The sequence below is a fragment of the Amycolatopsis sp. NPDC114503 genome (assembly GCF_055633655.1).
Genome location: NZ_JBVKDT010000001.1, coordinates 1,485,976 through 1,499,840, shown reverse-complemented (window position 1 = coordinate 1,499,840; position 13,865 = coordinate 1,485,976). Strand labels below are relative to the sequence as shown.

Annotated in this window: 16 protein-coding genes; 7 read left to right on the top strand and 9 right to left on the bottom strand. The window is 67.5% G+C overall.

All coding sequences use genetic code 11. The features are described 5' to 3' along the window. Nucleotides 1-43: 43 nt before the first annotated feature. The 3 genes from ACZ7OI_RS07365 to ACZ7OI_RS07355 are packed head-to-tail and all read left to right on the top strand — an operon-like array spanning nucleotide 44 to nucleotide 2,375. Nucleotides 44-298, top strand: coding sequence for a helix-turn-helix transcriptional regulator (locus ACZ7OI_RS07365; RefSeq protein WP_470263259.1), 255 nt, complete (start codon nucleotides 44-46; stop codon nucleotides 296-298). A gap of 2 nt (nucleotides 299-300) precedes the next feature. After that, on the top strand, nucleotides 301-1,200 hold the full coding sequence (locus ACZ7OI_RS07360) for an ABC transporter ATP-binding protein (protein WP_470263462.1): 900 nt from the start codon (nucleotides 301-303) through the stop codon (nucleotides 1,198-1,200). Next, nucleotides 1,197-2,375 (top strand): ABC transporter permease, encoded by a 1,179-nt coding sequence (locus ACZ7OI_RS07355; protein ID WP_470263258.1) that lies wholly within the window; start codon nucleotides 1,197-1,199, stop codon nucleotides 2,373-2,375. The genes ACZ7OI_RS07360 and ACZ7OI_RS07355 overlap by 4 nt, the downstream gene beginning before the upstream one ends. Here ACZ7OI_RS07355 and ACZ7OI_RS07350 read toward each other — a convergent pair. Next, nucleotides 2,372-2,995 carry a class I SAM-dependent methyltransferase gene (locus ACZ7OI_RS07350; protein ID WP_470263257.1) on the bottom strand — a complete coding sequence of 208 codons (624 nt, stop codon included), beginning with the start codon at nucleotides 2,993-2,995 and terminating at the stop codon, nucleotides 2,372-2,374. The two genes, ACZ7OI_RS07355 and ACZ7OI_RS07350, sit on opposite strands and share 4 nt — an antisense overlap. A gap of 37 nt (nucleotides 2,996-3,032) precedes the next feature. Between ACZ7OI_RS07350 and ACZ7OI_RS07345 the strand changes: the two genes are divergently transcribed. After that, on the top strand, nucleotides 3,033-3,479 hold the full coding sequence (locus ACZ7OI_RS07345) for a MerR family transcriptional regulator (protein ID WP_470263256.1): 447 nt from the start codon (nucleotides 3,033-3,035) through the stop codon (nucleotides 3,477-3,479). On the opposite strand, the gene ACZ7OI_RS07340 is transcribed toward ACZ7OI_RS07345, so the two are convergent. From ACZ7OI_RS07340 to ACZ7OI_RS07325, 4 genes are all read right to left on the bottom strand, one after another. Continuing rightward, nucleotides 3,466-4,824, bottom strand: coding sequence for a cryptochrome/photolyase family protein (locus ACZ7OI_RS07340; RefSeq protein ID WP_470263255.1), 1,359 nt, complete (start codon nucleotides 4,822-4,824; stop codon nucleotides 3,466-3,468). The two genes, ACZ7OI_RS07345 and ACZ7OI_RS07340, sit on opposite strands and share 14 nt — an antisense overlap. 63 nt (nucleotides 4,825-4,887) lie before the next feature. Continuing rightward, entirely contained in the window at nucleotides 4,888-6,204 is a 1,317-nt protein-coding gene (locus ACZ7OI_RS07335; RefSeq protein ID WP_182889565.1) for a citrate synthase, read from the bottom strand. A gap of 190 nt (nucleotides 6,205-6,394) precedes the next feature. Further along, the gene (locus ACZ7OI_RS07330) at nucleotides 6,395-7,336 is read right to left on the bottom strand and encodes a carbohydrate kinase family protein (protein WP_470263254.1); all 942 of its coding nucleotides are present in this window, start codon (nucleotides 7,334-7,336) and stop codon (nucleotides 6,395-6,397) included. Between the two features lie 55 nt (nucleotides 7,337-7,391). Then, nucleotides 7,392-7,979, bottom strand: coding sequence for a TetR/AcrR family transcriptional regulator (locus ACZ7OI_RS07325; RefSeq protein WP_470263253.1), 588 nt, complete (start codon nucleotides 7,977-7,979; stop codon nucleotides 7,392-7,394). A gap of 105 nt (nucleotides 7,980-8,084) precedes the next feature. On the opposite strand from ACZ7OI_RS07325, the gene ACZ7OI_RS07320 reads away from it, so the two are divergent. Beyond that, nucleotides 8,085-9,230, top strand: coding sequence for an acyl-CoA dehydrogenase family protein (locus tag ACZ7OI_RS07320; RefSeq protein WP_470263252.1), 1,146 nt, complete (start codon nucleotides 8,085-8,087; stop codon nucleotides 9,228-9,230). Here ACZ7OI_RS07320 and ACZ7OI_RS07315 read toward each other — a convergent pair. After that, nucleotides 9,227-9,589: a winged helix-turn-helix transcriptional regulator gene (locus ACZ7OI_RS07315; RefSeq protein WP_470263251.1), complete on the bottom strand. Its 363-nt coding sequence runs from the start codon at nucleotides 9,587-9,589 to the stop codon at nucleotides 9,227-9,229. The genes ACZ7OI_RS07320 and ACZ7OI_RS07315 overlap by 4 nt on opposite strands. 66 nt (nucleotides 9,590-9,655) lie before the next feature. On the opposite strand from ACZ7OI_RS07315, the gene ACZ7OI_RS07310 reads away from it, so the two are divergent. Then, nucleotides 9,656-10,453, top strand: coding sequence for an NmrA family NAD(P)-binding protein (locus ACZ7OI_RS07310; protein WP_470263250.1), 798 nt, complete (start codon nucleotides 9,656-9,658; stop codon nucleotides 10,451-10,453). A gap of 108 nt (nucleotides 10,454-10,561) precedes the next feature. Then, the gene (locus ACZ7OI_RS07305; RefSeq protein WP_470263249.1) at nucleotides 10,562-11,170 is read left to right on the top strand and encodes a Uma2 family endonuclease; all 609 of its coding nucleotides are present in this window, start codon (nucleotides 10,562-10,564) and stop codon (nucleotides 11,168-11,170) included. A gap of 31 nt (nucleotides 11,171-11,201) precedes the next feature. Here ACZ7OI_RS07305 and ACZ7OI_RS07300 read toward each other — a convergent pair whose 3' ends face one another. The 3 genes from ACZ7OI_RS07300 to ACZ7OI_RS07290 are packed head-to-tail and all read right to left on the bottom strand — an operon-like array spanning nucleotide 11,202 to nucleotide 13,818. Then, entirely contained in the window at nucleotides 11,202-12,422 is a 1,221-nt protein-coding gene (locus ACZ7OI_RS07300) for an amidohydrolase (RefSeq protein ID WP_470263248.1), read from the bottom strand. A 20-nt stretch (nucleotides 12,423-12,442) separates the two neighbouring features. Next, entirely contained in the window at nucleotides 12,443-12,946 is a 504-nt protein-coding gene (locus tag ACZ7OI_RS07295; RefSeq protein WP_470263247.1) for a GNAT family N-acetyltransferase, read from the bottom strand. Continuing rightward, nucleotides 12,913-13,818, bottom strand: a complete 906-nt coding sequence (locus ACZ7OI_RS07290) for an aldose 1-epimerase family protein (RefSeq protein ID WP_470263246.1) — start codon at nucleotides 13,816-13,818, stop codon at nucleotides 12,913-12,915. Before ACZ7OI_RS07290 ends, ACZ7OI_RS07295 begins: the two co-directional genes overlap by 34 nt. Nucleotides 13,819-13,865 lie beyond the last annotated feature (47 nt).

Sequence of the window (13,865 nt, the reverse complement as noted above, 5' to 3'; positions counted from 1 at the left end):
AGGCAGCTTGACGCCTTGTTGGGTTTTTGCAACAGTGCGGTCCATGAGCCCGGTGCGGCGTGGCAAGGAGCTGCCGATCCACAACCGGCTGCCGGTGCTGCGCGCGGAGCGCGGGATGAGCCGCGCGGATCTCGCCGAGGCGGTCGAGGTCAATCCGCAGACCATCGGGGCGCTGGAGCGCGGGGATCACTATCCGAGCCTCGACCTGGCGTTGCGCATCTGCGCGGTGTTCGGCCTGCCGGTGGAAGCCGTGTTCAGCCGCGCGTCGTTCTCGAACCAGGCGAAGGGGGACGCGTGACGCTGGAGATCGACCGGATCAGCAAACGGTTCGGCACGAAAACCGCGCTCGACGGCGTGAGCTTCACCGCGGTGCCGGGCGAGCTGTTCGGGTTCGTCGGCAGCAACGGGGCGGGCAAGACCACCACGATGCGGATCGCGCTCGGCGTGCTGGAGGCCGACTCCGGCGAGGTGCGCTTCGCCGGGCGGTCGGTCACGCACGACACCCGCGCGCAAATCGGGTACATGCCGGAAGAACGCGGGCTGTACCCGAAAATGAAGGTCGTCGACCAGCTCGTCTACCTCGCGGAACTGCACGGTCTCAGCACCAACGACGCACACCGCGCCGCCGAGTTGTGGATCGCGCGGCTCGGGCTTGGGCCGTGGCGCAAGGACGACGTCCAGCAGCTCAGTCTCGGCAATCAGCAACGCGTGCAACTCGCCGCCGCGCTCGTGCACGATCCGGCGTTGCTGGTGCTCGACGAACCGTTCTCCGGCCTCGACCCGCTCGCGGTGGACGTGCTGAGCGGCGTACTGCGCGAGAAGGCGGCGACGGGCGTGCCGGTGGTGTTTTCCAGCCACCAGCTCGACCTCGTGGAGCGGCTGTGCGACCGGGTCGGCATCATCCGCGACGGCCGGATGGTCGCGGTCGGCACCGTGGACGAGCTGACCCGCGACGCCGGTCGTCGCCTGGTCGTCACCGCACCGAGCGCGAATCCCGGTTGGGCGGCAACGGTTCCCGGCGCGCGCGTCCTCGAAGACCGCGGCCCCACGACCGTGCTGGAACTGTCGCCGAGCGCCGACGACCAGGCCGTGCTCGCCGCCGCACTCGCCACCGGCCCGGTGACGGAATTCAGCCACCGCCGCCGTACGCTCGCCGATCTGTTCCGCGATTCGGTCGCCACGCCGGGAGCACCCCGATGAGCCGGATCCGCCCCGCCCGCGCCGTGCGACTGGTGGCCAAACGGGAGCTCAACGCCCGGCTGCGCACCCGGTCCTTTGTGGTCAGTACCGCGGTGATGCTGTTGCTGCTGCTGGGTTACGTCGCCCTGCAGGCGTTCCTCGCCGGAGACCGGGAGACGACTCGCGTCGCGCTGACCGGGCAAGCGCAGGGCATCGCCGCGCAGCTGGAGAACAACGACCGGCACCTCAAGATCGTCCTGGTACAGTCCGAATCGGACGGTTTGACCCAGGTCCGCGACGGCGATGTCGACGCGCTCGTGTCCGGCAGCGCATCCCGGCCTCGCGTGATCGTGAAGTCCACTTTAGACCCGCAGCTGCGTTCCGTGCTGGACAACATCGCGCAGCAACAGGTGCTGGACGCTCAGCTGTACTCCGCGAACCTCGATCCCGCCGCCGTACACCAGGCAGTATCCGCCACGCACGCCGACGTACAGGCTCTCGAACCCGCGGATCCGCAAGCCGGCACGAAGCTGGCGACCGGGATCGTGGTCGCGATTCTGTTGTATATCAGCATCATGACCTACGGGATGTTCGTCGCGCAGGGCGTGGTCGAGGAGAAATCCAGCCGTGTGGTGGAGATTCTGCTCGCGACCGTCCGGCCGGTGCATTTGCTGCTGGGCAAGGTCCTCGGCCTCGGCTTGGTCGGGTTGACGCAGCTCGCGATCCTCGCCGCGGCGGGGTTGCTCGCCGGTGGCGTGTCGGGCGTTTTCTCGATCTCCAGCGTCGTGCTGGGGACACTGGGCTGGGGTCTCGTCTGGTATCTGCTGGGTTTCCTCCTCTACGCCATGCTGTACGGCGCGGCCGGCGCGCTGGTGTCGCGCCAGGAGGACACGCAGGCGGTGGTCGGGCCGGTGAATATCGCGCTGGTGATCGGGTTCGTCGCGGGGATCAATCTGCTGACGCAAGCACCTCATGGGACGGCTACACGGGTTGTTTCGCTGATTCCGTTGCTGTCGCCGATTCTGATGCCCGCACGAATCGCGCTCGGGGCGGTGGAGGCTTGGGAAATCGTGCTGTCGCTGGTGCTGACGGTCGCGCTGATCGCGGTGGTCACCTGGGCGGGAGCGCGGGTGTATCGGAATGGGGTACTGCGGGTCGGCAGCCGGGTGCGGCTGATCGACGCGTTGCGCCGTTAGGGGACGCGACCGAGGACGCACACCACCGGTGGCTCCAGGTCGAGCGTTTCGGTTCTGAGCTGGACAAAGCCAGCCTCGGTGAGTTTCCCAGTCAGCTCCTCGGCCGCGGCGGCCGAAGTCACTCCAGGAAGGCGTGGTTGAGATACCAGCGCAACGCACCCGCCCGGACGCAACAACCCGGCGAGTTCGCGCAGCCGGGCAACCGGATCCGGCCACATGCCCAGCGTGTTGACGGCCAGCGCGGCGTCGAACGCTCCCTCGTCGAACGACAGATTCTCGACCGACGCGCACACCAAACGCACCCGTCCGGCCCGGACCGCCGACCGATTTCGGTGCTGAGCTTGGCGAATCATCACCGCCGAATGGTCGACGCCGACCACCAGTGCCGCCCGGTCAGCCAGCGCGGCAACGGCCACGCCAGGACCGCACCCAAGTTCGAGAACCCGTTCTGCTGGCTGGATGTCCAGCAGCCGCACCGCCCACCGATTACGCGTCACATTCGACGACCGCCGACCCATGATCATCCCGGCGACGTGTCCCGGAACCCCGGTCGGCCGGTGAAACTGCGCGATCCCGCCACGCGGACCCCACCATCGCAGAGCCCGTTCCACAACGTTCATGGGGCGAGCAAACCACTTCGAGTACGCTTGAAGTCAAATGACTGCCACCGAGCGCACGTTGTCCATCGGCGAACTCGCCGAGCGCACCGGCGTGCCGACGAGTGCGCTGCGCTACTACGACGAACTCGGTCTCGTCCGCCCGGCGGAACGAGAAGCTGGCCGGCGGCGCTACGCCGAGTCCGCGGTCAAGGACGTCGGGGTGCTCCTCTTCTTCCAGGAAATCGGCTTCACGCTGTCGGAAATCAGCCGTTTCCTGACCGGCGAACAACCGCGCCGGCAGGAAATGATCAACGGCAAACTCGCCGAGCTGACCGAGCGGCAGCGCCGCATCGAGGTGGCCCGCGCCGCGCTCGAGCACGGGCGGCAGTGCCCGGCCAGCGATCCCCTGAAGTGCCCCCGGTTCTGGTCGATCATCGAAGACCGCCAGCGCGGCCTGTCGCTGGCCGAAAGCCACGAACGGGCGCACCACCCTAAGACCCCGTGATCGCCCCATACCGCTGCAACGCGACCTGCCGTTCCTCCGCATGGTCGACGATCGGCTCCGGATACCCCTCCGGACGCTCCTTCAGCACATGCACCGCTTTCCCTTCCACCCCACGCAATTCCGGCACATACCGGCGCACGTAATCGCCCTGCGGGTCGAATTTCTGGCCCTGCGTGGTCGGATTGAAGATCCGGAAGTACGGCGCGGCATCCGTCCCGGAACCGGCGACCCATTGCCAGTTCAGCTGATTCGACGCCAGGTCGCCGTCCACCAGATGCCGCATGAAGTGCCGTGCGCCCCACCACCACGGCAGATGCAGGTCTTTTACCAGGAAACTCGCCACGATCATTCGGACGCGGTTGTGCATCCAGCCCTCGGCCAGCAGCTGCCGCATTCCGGCGTCGACGATCGGGTAGCCGGTCCGTCCCTCGCGCCACTGCGTGAACATCTCTTGCGCGGTTTTCCCGGTGTCGTAACGCATTCCGTCGAAGCGACGGTCATAGTTCTGCCGCGCGGTCTCCGGGCGGTTCCACAGTACGTCGGCGTGAAACTCGCGCCAGCACAGCTCGGAACGCAACGCCTGCGCCCCCTCGGACCGGTTGGAAGCCAAGTCGGCGAGCATCGTCCGCGGATGGATCGCTCCCCACCGCAGATAGGGCGAAATCCTTGTGGTGCCAGCATGATCCGGCCGATCGCGTTCAGCGGCATAATCCGCGAGGCCGTCGGAGAGGAAGTCATGCCACACGGACAAAGCGGCCTCCTCCCCCGCAGGCGGCAGTTCGCAGTCCACCTCAGGAGTCTCCGGCAACGCCGCGGAAGAAGAAGGCTTTATCCAGTCCACAATAGACACATTGGTGTCCGCCGGACGAGGCCAGCCGTGTTGTGCCCAAGCGCGATAGAACGGCGTGAAGACCCGATACGGGGTACCGTCCGGCTTGGTGACCCGGCCCGGCGTCACGGCGTACGGAGAACCCGTCGGCACCCACTGAATTCGGTGCTCTGCCAAGGCTGAAGCAACAGCCTCGTCGCGCTTTCGGCCATATGGTGCGGTATCCGCGGAGACATGCACCGCCGCCGCGCGGATCTCCCGTGCGGCGGCGACAACCTCGCGCGCCGGATCGCCGTAGCGCACCATCAACCGGCCGGACAACGCATTGTCCAGCTCTCGCAGGGAATTCAGCAGAAACGCGACCCGCGGCGAACCGGCCGGCTTGAGCAGCCGGTCGTCCAGCACGTACAGCGCCAGAATGTGCTTGCTGTGCTTGGCCGCTTCAAAGAGCGCGGCGTGGTCTCGCAGCCGCAGATCCCGGCGGAACCACAGCACGACCGGCGCTTCCATCGTCATGCCGCACAACGATAAACGCCCCGCCGCGCGAAAGCACGGCGGGGCGTTTCACCAAGCAGAGACTCAGCGCTCCGACATCGGGGTGTAGTCCCGGGAGGCGTGGCCGGTGTAGATCTGCCGCGGGCGGCCGATCTTCGTCTGCGGGTCGTTGATCATCTCGCGCCAGTGCGCGATCCAGCCGGGGAGCCGGCCGAGCGCGAACAGCACGGTGAAGAACTTCGTCGGGAACCCGAGCGCGCGGTAGATCAGACCGGTGTAGAAGTCCACGTTCGGGTACAGCTTGCGCTCGACGAAGTAGTCGTCCGAAAGCGCGGTTTCCTCGAGCTTCTTGGCGATGTCGAGCAGCTGGTCGCCGCCCTTGAGCTTGCCGAGAATCTCGTCCGCGGTGTTCTTGATGATCTTCGCGCGCGGGTCGTAGTTCTTGTAGACCCGGTGCCCGAAGCCCATGAGCTTGACACCCTGCTCTTTGTTCTTCACCCGGTTGACGAACGTCGCGACATCGCCGCCGTCGTCGCGGATGCCCTCGAGCATCTCCAGCACCGCCGCGTTCGCGCCGCCGTGCAGCGGGCCGAACAGCGCGTTGATGCCCGCCGAGATGCTGGCGAACAGGTTCGCCTCGGACGAGCCGACGAGCCGCACCGTGGAGGTGGAGCAGTTCTGCTCGTGGTCGGCGTGCAGGATGAACAGCAGGTCGAGCGCCTTCGCGATGTCCGGGTCGACCTCGTACGGCTCGGCCGGGAAGCCGAACGTCATCCGCAGGAAGTTCTCCACCAGGCCGAGCGAGTTGTCCGGGTACAGCAGCGGCTGGCCGACGGACTTCTTGTACGCGTACGCCGCGAGCGTCGGCACCTTCGCCAGCAGGCGGATGGTGGACAGCTCGACGTTGGGCTCGTCGAACGGGTTCAGCGAGTCCTGGTAGAAGGTCGACAGCGCGGAAACGGCGCTGGACAGCACCGGCATCGGGTGCGCGTCGCGCGGGAAGCCGGAGAAGAACGCCTTGAGGTCCTCGTGCAGCAGGGTGTGCCGCTGGATCCGCTCGGTGAAGTCGGCCAGCTGGGCCTCGGTCGGCAGCTCGCCGTAGATGAGCAGGTAGGACACCTCGATGAAGGTGGACTTCTCCGCCAGCTGCTCGATCGGGTAGCCGCGGTAGCGCAGGATGCCCGCATCACCGTCGATGTAGGTGATGGCCGACGAGGCGGCGCCGGTGTTGACGAACCCGGGGTCGTAGGTGATGTACCCGGTCTGCGCCAGCAGCTTTCCCAGCTCGATCCCCGGCGCGCCCTCGACCGGGTTGACGACCTTGAACTCGTGCTCGCCACTCGGCAGGCGCAGCGTCGCGGTTTCGCCGCCGGACTGCCCCGCATTCGTCGCGTCGGACATGCAGGTCCCTCTCACGTTGGGCACGGGACGGCGGCGTCTGCGGGTTCCGCAGTAGCCACGTGTTCACGCGAGGAAACACGCGCCTCGCTGCACACCGACCCGCTGGGTATGAATTCACCACTACGCTAGTCGAAGGGTGGGTCAGTCCGCACTCGCTGCGTTGCCCCAAAAGGCCCCATTGGGACCAGGTTCACACGGTGGCCGCCATATCCGCGGCGGTCGGCGGCTCCGCCCCGCTGCGGGAAACCGTGATCGAGGCCGCTTTCGCCGCATAAGCAAGCGCTTCGTTCCACGCGCCGGCGTCGAGTGCGGCCAGGTCGCGCACGGTGCGCTGGTGCAGCCAGGCCAGCAACGCGCCCTGCACGGTGTCGCCGGCGCCGATCGTGTCCGCCACCGCGACCTTGCGGGACGCGACGTGGGCCAGCTCACCGGCCGAAGTGATCACAGACAAGCCGTCCGCGCCCCGGGTGAGCACTACGGCGTCCACACCGGACTCCACCCACGATTTCGCCGCGGCCACCGGGTCGGCTCCTTCGGCGAGCCACGCGGCGTCGTCGTCGGAGATTTTCAGCAGCCGCACGTCGGGCAGCCAGGACGCGAAGCGCGCGCGGTAAGCCGCCGGGTCGGCGATGAGCGCCTCCCGGATGTTCGGGTCGAGCACGGTCAGGGTCCCACGCGCGGATTCGCGGCGCAGAATTCGCTCGTACGCGCTCGCGCCGGGTTCCAGCACCATGCCAAGTGTTCCGAGCGACAGCGCGGTGGTTTCTTCCGGCAGCGCACCAGGATCGGAGACCAGCCGATCGGCGGTTCCCTCGACGTAGAAGGTGTATTCCGCCGCGCCGCGTTCGTCGAGCGCCACGACGGCGAGCGTCGTCGGCTCATTGCCGCGCTGCAGCAACGAAGTGTCGACGTGCGAAGCGGAAAGGCGATCCACCAACGCGACGCCGAACCGGTCAGTGGAAATCCGCGACAGGAACGACGCGGGCACGCCGAGCCGGGCCGCGGCGAGCGCGACGTTGTACGGGCCGCCGCCGAGCCTCGGCAGCAACGCGCGCAGCCCACCGTCCACAGTGGAATCCAACGGTTCGCCAGGAACGAGGTCGACCAGCGCCTCTCCACCCACCACGATCACAAGCGGCGAGTGTAGAGGAACCGGCGCTGACAATTCCTGTCCCGATGCGGACAAATCAGTTCTTGTCGAGTCCGCCGAGCAGAAGTTCGCCGAGCGCGGTGAACGCTTCCGCGTCGGACACGTCGGTGCGGCGGCCGAGCACACCGGTCTGAATGCCTTCGATGATCAGACCGGTCATTTCGGCCACGAGCCGCGCGTGCACGTCGCGGAACACCCCGTCGGCGACGCCCTTGTCGATGAACGCGCGAATCCGGCGGGCGGCGGCGCGGCTGTTGAGCTGATAGGTGTCGCGGGCGGGCGCGAACGCGGCGATATCGGCCATGAACTCCGGCGACGCCCGGTTCAGGTGCTCGGAGACGCCGGAGAGGTACTCGCCGATCAGCTCGCGCGCGTCGTCGATGCCCGCGATCCGCTTCTCGAGGCGTTCGGCGGCGTCGCGGAAGAAGTGCGCGACGACCTTGACCGCGAGCTGCTCCTTGCTCGGCGCGAGCGCGTACAGCGTCGACTTCGAGCAGCGGAGCCGGGCGGCCAGATCGTCGAGCGTGAAGCCGGCGAAGCCTTCCGCCAGGAACAACGCCTCTAACTCGCGCAGCAGGACTTGCTGCCGCGCGGTGGGACGGCGACGGGCTTCAGGGGTGGACATCACGTCACTATCTCCTACCGATCAGGGACAGTCCCGCTCCGCATACGGTACTCTCAATCAGCCGTTAGTACTGTTTTCAGTACCACCGCGTTCTGGGAGGAACCCATGCCGGTCGACCGTCTGCTGCCGACGCCGGAGTCCGAAGACCTGCTCGCGCTCGTCACGGAAATCGCCCGTGACGAGCTGAAACCGCGCGCCGCCGCCGACGAGGAAGCCGAGCAGTTCCCGCGCGATCTGTTCACGCTGATGGGCAAGTCCGGCCTGCTGGGCCTGCCGTACCCGGAGCGCTGGGGCGGGGCGGAGCTGCCGTACGAGGTCTACCTGCAGGCGCTGGAGGAGATCGCCGCCGCGTGGATGAGCGTCGGCGTCGGACTGTCAGTGCACACGATGTCCTGCTACGCGCTCGCGAACTACGGCACGGAGGAACAGCAGGACCGCTGGCTCCCGGACATGCTGGGCGGCTCGCTGCTCGGCGCGTACGCCCTGTCGGAAACGCAGGCCGGCTCCGACGCGGCGGCGCTGTCGACCCGCGCGCGGCTTTCCGAGGACGAGTACGTCGTCAATGGCACGAAAGCGTGGATTACCCACGCTGGCGTCGCGGACTTCTACACGACGATGGTCCGCACAAGCGACGACGGCGGGCACGGCATCTCGTGCCTCCTGGTCGACTCGTCGACTCCGGGCCTCTCGGCGGCTCCGCGCGAGCGGAAGATGGGCCTCACCGGGTCCCCGACCGCCCAGATGCTGTTCGAGGACGCGAGGGTTCCCGCTGATCGCCTCATCGGCGGCGAGGGCGCGGGACTGAAGATCGCGCTGGCGTCACTCAGTTCCGGTCGGCTCGGGATCGCCGCGTGCGCGGTGGGCCTGGCGCAGGCGGCGCTGGACGAGGCCGTGGAGTACGCGAAGGGACGCACGCAGTTCGGACGTCCGATCGTGGATTTCCAGGGCATGGAGTTCCTGCTGGCCGACATGGCGGCGACAGTCGAATCGGCTCGTGCGACTTATCTGGACGCTGCTCGTCGACGCGACCGCGGGCTGGACTTCCAGCGGCAGTCGTCGATCGCGAAGCTGGTGGCGACGGACGGCGCGATGAAGGTGACGACGGACGCGGTGCAGGTGCTCGGAGGCGCGGGGTACACGCGGGACTTCCCGGTGGAGCGGTACATGCGGGAGGCGAAGGTGCCGCAGATCTTCGAGGGGACGAACCAGATTCAGCGGATGGTGATCGCGCGTTCGCTGAAGAACGCCTAGTCCTGCCGGTTGTCGTAGGCCTCGCGGGCGGCGTGGACGCGGCCCGCGTTGGCTTTCGACCAGTCGGCGATCGCGCTGGTCAACGTGCCGATCTCCAGGCCGAGGCCGGTGAGCGCGTACTCCACGCGCGGCGGGATCGTCGGGTAGATCGTGCGGGTGACCAGCCCGTCGCGTTCGAGGTTGCGCAGCGCCTGGGTGAGCGATTTCTGCGTCACCCCCTCGACGCCGCGACGCAGTTCGGTGAACCGCAACGGGCGTTCGTACTGGCGGAGCAGGCCGAGGACGTACAGCGTCCACTTGTTGGCCAGCACGTCCATCACCGTGCGCGAGGGACAGGCTTTCGCATACTTGGTATCCATTGGGTACCTATAGATCGTCGAGGTGCCTTCTTCACAAACGATACCGGTGGCGAGCAGTCTGTTCGCATGATCTTGGTTACCGGTGCTACGGGAAAAGTCGGCAGCGAGGCGGTTCGGCTGCTCGGAGAGGTCCGGACGCTCGTCCGCACCCCGTCAGGCGGCGCCGACGAGGTGGTCGGCGATTTCGACCGCCCGGACACCCTGGACGCGGCCCTGCGCGGCGTCGACACCCTCCTGCTCATCGGCCCCGCGGTGACGTCGCAGATCGCGGTCCTTGATCGCGCGGTCGCGCACGGGGTACGGCATGTCGTGCGGGTCACGAACCACAAGGCTGTTGACGATTCGCCCGTCGCCCGACGGCGGGAGCACGCGCGGATCGATGCGCACCTCAAGGCTTCGGGGATGGGGTACACGCTGCTCGCGCCGAACTTCTTCATGCAGAATCTGCTGGGCCTCGCGCCGGAGATCACGGCGACCGGAGGCTTTTCGAACTCCGCGGGCGACGGCCGGATCGGGATGATCGACGCCCGCGACGTCGCGGCGGCTGCCGCGGTGATCGCCGCGGCTCCGGCGGAGCATGCCGGGCGGACGTATCTGCTGACCGGACCGGAGCTGGTCACGTTCGCGGATGTGGCGCGGGAATGGGCTTCGGCGACGGGGCGGCCGGTGGAGTACCGGCGGATCTCGGTCGAGGAGCATCACGCGGTGATGGAGTCGAACGGGGTGCCGGAGGCGGGGTCGAACGCGCAGGTTTTCTCGTTGCTGGCACAGGGGGACGGGGCTTGGCTGTCGGAGGATTTCGCGGCGGTCACTGGTCGCGTGCCGCGGGGGTTGCGGGCGTTCTTGGCGGACTACCGCTCCTAGAGAGCCGAGCATGATCAACCGGCGACGAAACATGGCTCTCCGTGTCGATATGATTACTGACAGTCTCACGGCAGGCGTGAGACAATGCCGGTGACGTGAGGAGACGCTGTGACAGCACTTCCCGAGCCGACGCGTGGTGAATTCCCCTGGGAGATCCCGGATCACCTGTTGTCGATCGAGGAATACGCGGCCCTCGGTGAAACCGACTCCGGCTTCACCGAGCTTGTGGAGGGTCGCTTGATGATGTCGCCCAGTCCCAAACCAAGACACAGCGTTGCCATGCTGGAGCTAGCGCATCAACTGCGACCTCACCTGCCGAGCGGGTACAAAACGGTCGCCGAGACCGACGTCGATCTCGAACTGGTCCCTCCCGGCGAACCAGGCTTTTCTCGTCGCCCAGACCTGATGATCACCACGAAGGCAGCGCTTGCACGCGTTGACCACGACGAGGACATGCTCCGCGCCAAGGAAATTCTCCTCGTCGTCGAGATCGTGTCGCCTGGTTCTAAACGCACCGACTACGTCACGAAGCACGACGAGTACGCCGACGCCGGAATCCCCTTCTACTGGATCCTCGACCTCGACGACCCCATCTCCCTCGTCGCCTGTCACCAAGCCGGGGAACTCGGTTACCAAGACGCCCCGGCAGCCACCGGGATCTTCCGCACGACAGAGCCATTCCCCGCGGAAATCGACCTCACCACGCTGCTCGATTGAGGCGGCCGACAAGACCGCCTCAACCCAGCGTTCAGCGAGCTTCCCGATACCGCCGATCCTTCGACACGCCCTCGCCGATCGCCTCGTCGAAGTGGTAGACCTCCTGGCCCCGCACGAACACCCGCATCGCGCGGTTCATCACGTCCAGCGGGTCGCCCGACCACAGCACCGCGTCCGCGTCCAGGCCGGGCGTCAGCGTGCCGACCTGGTCGTCCAGGCCGAGCATCTGCGCCGGGTGCAGCGTCAGTGCCTTCAGCGCGGTCTCCGGGTCCAGGCCGTCCTTCACCGCCAAAGCGGCTTGGTACACCAGGAAGTTGATGGGAACGACCGGGTGATCAGTGGTGATGGAAATACGGACCCCGGCCCGCGCGAGGATTCCCGCCGAGCGGAGGCTTCGGTTGCGCAGTTCCACCTTGGACTTCGTGGTGAACAGCGGGCCGAGGATGACCGGGACGTCGCGTTCGGCCAGCAGGTCCGCGATCAGATGGCCTTCGGTGCCGTGGTTGATCACCAGTTTGTAGCCGAACTCGTCGGCGAGCCGGATCGCGGTCACCATGTCGTCGGCGCGGTGCACGTGCTGGTCCCAGTACAGCTCGCCGTCCAGGACCTTCGCCAGCGTTTCGTTGGTCAGGTCCGTTTCGAACGGCTTGCCCTCGGCCAGCGCGTGGTCGCGCTTCGCCTGGTAGTTGCGCGCCTTCGTGAACGCCTCGCGCAGGATCGCGGCGACGCCGAGCCTCGTCGACGGCGTGACCTTCTTCTCGCCGTAAACCCTTTTCGGGTTCTCGCCCAGCGCGCTCTTCACGCTCACCTGCTCGGCGAAGACCATGTCCAGAATGGACCGGCCCCACGTCTTCACGCCGATGGTCTGCCCGCCGATCGGGTTGCCCGACCCCGGTTTGATCACCACGCTCGTGACGCCGCCGGCCAGCGCGTCGTCGAAACCCGGTTCGTACGGGTCGATCCCGTCGACCGCGCGGAAGCGCGCGCCGTTCGGGTCGGTCATTTCGTTGGTGTCGTTGCCCGCCCAGCCCTCGCCGTCCTCGTGGACGCCGAGGTGCGCGTGCGCGTCGATGAATCCCGGCAGGACCCAGCTGCCGGACGCGTCCACCAGCTCCGCGTCCTCCGGCACCTCGACGTCGGCCTCAGCCCCGACGTGGGTGATCCGGCCGTCTTCGATGAGCACAGTGCCGCCCTCGATCGGAGCGGCGCCGACGGGGACCACATAGCCCCCGACAATCGCCTTGTAAGCCATAGTTTGACACGCTAACGAACTCACCCGGGTTCGCGCATCCGGGGTTTTTCCAGGTGCACCAACTGATAGTCCGCTTCCGGCGAGCGATGCGTCTCGCGGTAACCGAGCTTTCGGTACAAATAGAGCGGTCCGGCCGAACGTTCGCCGGTGAACAGCCGGAAGACCGTCACGTCCGCCGGGGTCGCCTCCTCCGCGGCCGCCAGCAGCGCGGTACCGAGTCCCTCGCCTTGGCGATCCGGTGCCACCACGAGCCGCCCGATCTCGCCGACCGGACCGTCCACACGCATCCGCACGCTCGCCACCAGCCTGCCGCCGTCGCGGAAACCCCAGACCGTGATCGACGGGTCGGCGATGGCCGCGCGCACGTGGTCGAGGGTGTCCAGCAACGGCGGCAGGTCGAAGTTCTGGTGCGCCCGCGCCTCGGTGATGTACGCCGCCTGCTGGAGGGTCAACAACTCACCGGCGGCAGCGTCGGTCAGCAGCTCGAGTTTCACGGGACCCGGATCCCCCAGCTGCCCGTCCACGACGTGGCCGGCTCCAGTTCGATCAGGTCGGTGCGGGTGTTGAGCGCGTCCGCCGGGCAGGTCATCGGCTCGATCGCGACCGCGCGGCCGCGGCCGGTCAGGTCGTCCGGCGTGAACACCTGCACCCAGCGGAAGTCCGGGCCGGTCCAGACCACCAGCTGACGGTCGCCGTGGGACAGCACGTGGTGGTGGGTGCCGTCGGCGGCCAGCTCCAGCCCGCCGAACGCGGTGTCCAGATCGACGCCCTCCAGCACGCGACCCTGGCGGAAGTCGTATTCGGTGCCCTCGACGTCCTGCTCGTCCGCGTACGGCATCTGCTGATCGCCCTCGTACGGCCGGACGCGCGTCGCGGGCAGCGTGAGGGTCAGTTCGTCGGTGGGCGCGTCGCCGATCCGGAAGTACGGGTGGGTCCCGACGCCGACGCCGATCGGCTTCTCCCCCTCGTTGCGGATCTCGTGCGTGATGACGAGTTCGCGCGGCTGCAGGTCGTAGGTGATCGTCGCGCGCAGCGGGACCGGCCAGCCGGGCTGCGCCTCGACGTCGATGGCGAGCGTGATCGACGTTTCGGCGTGCTCCAGCAGCTCCCACTCCAGGTGCCGGGTCAGGCCGTGGATGGCGTTCCCGCGTGCTTCCTCGGTGATCTCCAGCTGCTGCTCTTCGCCCTCGAACTCCCACTTGCCGCCCTTGGTCCGGTTCGGCCACGGCAGCAGCACCTGGCCGAGCCCCTTCGGCGGTTTCTCGTCCTCGGCGAACGTCTCGACGTACGGCACTCCGCTGATCTCGAACGCGCGCAGTCCGGCACCGATCTCGGTGATGACGGCGCGCGCGTTGCCGCGGGTGATCTCGAACTGCTCTCCGGTGGGGTTCGCCATGGCGCTGAGATTACCGATCGGCCGCGCCGCGCGGGCACGGCTCGAAA

What these genes read in the sequence shown, in the direction of transcription:
- ACZ7OI_RS07340 (WP_470263255.1), bottom strand. Translation starts at nt 4,824, where the DNA reads ATGACGATGGAAGCGCCGGTCGTGCTGTGGTTCCGCCGGGATCTGCGG.
- ACZ7OI_RS07320 (WP_470263252.1), top strand. Translation starts at nt 8,085, where the DNA reads ATGCCGGTCGACCGTCTGCTGCCGACGCCGGAGTCCGAAGACCTGCTC.
- ACZ7OI_RS07290 (WP_470263246.1), bottom strand. Translation starts at nt 13,818, where the DNA reads ATGGCGAACCCCACCGGAGAGCAGTTCGAGATCACCCGCGGCAACGCG.
- ACZ7OI_RS07345 (WP_470263256.1), top strand. Translation starts at nt 3,033, where the DNA reads ATGACTGCCACCGAGCGCACGTTGTCCATCGGCGAACTCGCCGAGCGC.
- ACZ7OI_RS07355 (WP_470263258.1), top strand. Translation starts at nt 1,197, where the DNA reads ATGAGCCGGATCCGCCCCGCCCGCGCCGTGCGACTGGTGGCCAAACGG.
- ACZ7OI_RS07335 (WP_182889565.1), bottom strand. Translation starts at nt 6,204, where the DNA reads ATGTCCGACGCGACGAATGCGGGGCAGTCCGGCGGCGAAACCGCGACG.
- ACZ7OI_RS07300 (WP_470263248.1), bottom strand. Translation starts at nt 12,422, where the DNA reads ATGGCTTACAAGGCGATTGTCGGGGGCTATGTGGTCCCCGTCGGCGCC.
- ACZ7OI_RS07350 (WP_470263257.1), bottom strand. Translation starts at nt 2,995, where the DNA reads ATGAACGTTGTGGAACGGGCTCTGCGATGGTGGGGTCCGCGTGGCGGG.
- ACZ7OI_RS07315 (WP_470263251.1), bottom strand. Translation starts at nt 9,589, where the DNA reads ATGGATACCAAGTATGCGAAAGCCTGTCCCTCGCGCACGGTGATGGAC.
- ACZ7OI_RS07365 (WP_470263259.1), top strand. Translation starts at nt 44, where the DNA reads ATGAGCCCGGTGCGGCGTGGCAAGGAGCTGCCGATCCACAACCGGCTG.
- ACZ7OI_RS07325 (WP_470263253.1), bottom strand. Translation starts at nt 7,979, where the DNA reads ATGTCCACCCCTGAAGCCCGTCGCCGTCCCACCGCGCGGCAGCAAGTC.
- ACZ7OI_RS07310 (WP_470263250.1), top strand. Translation starts at nt 9,656, where the DNA reads ATGATCTTGGTTACCGGTGCTACGGGAAAAGTCGGCAGCGAGGCGGTT.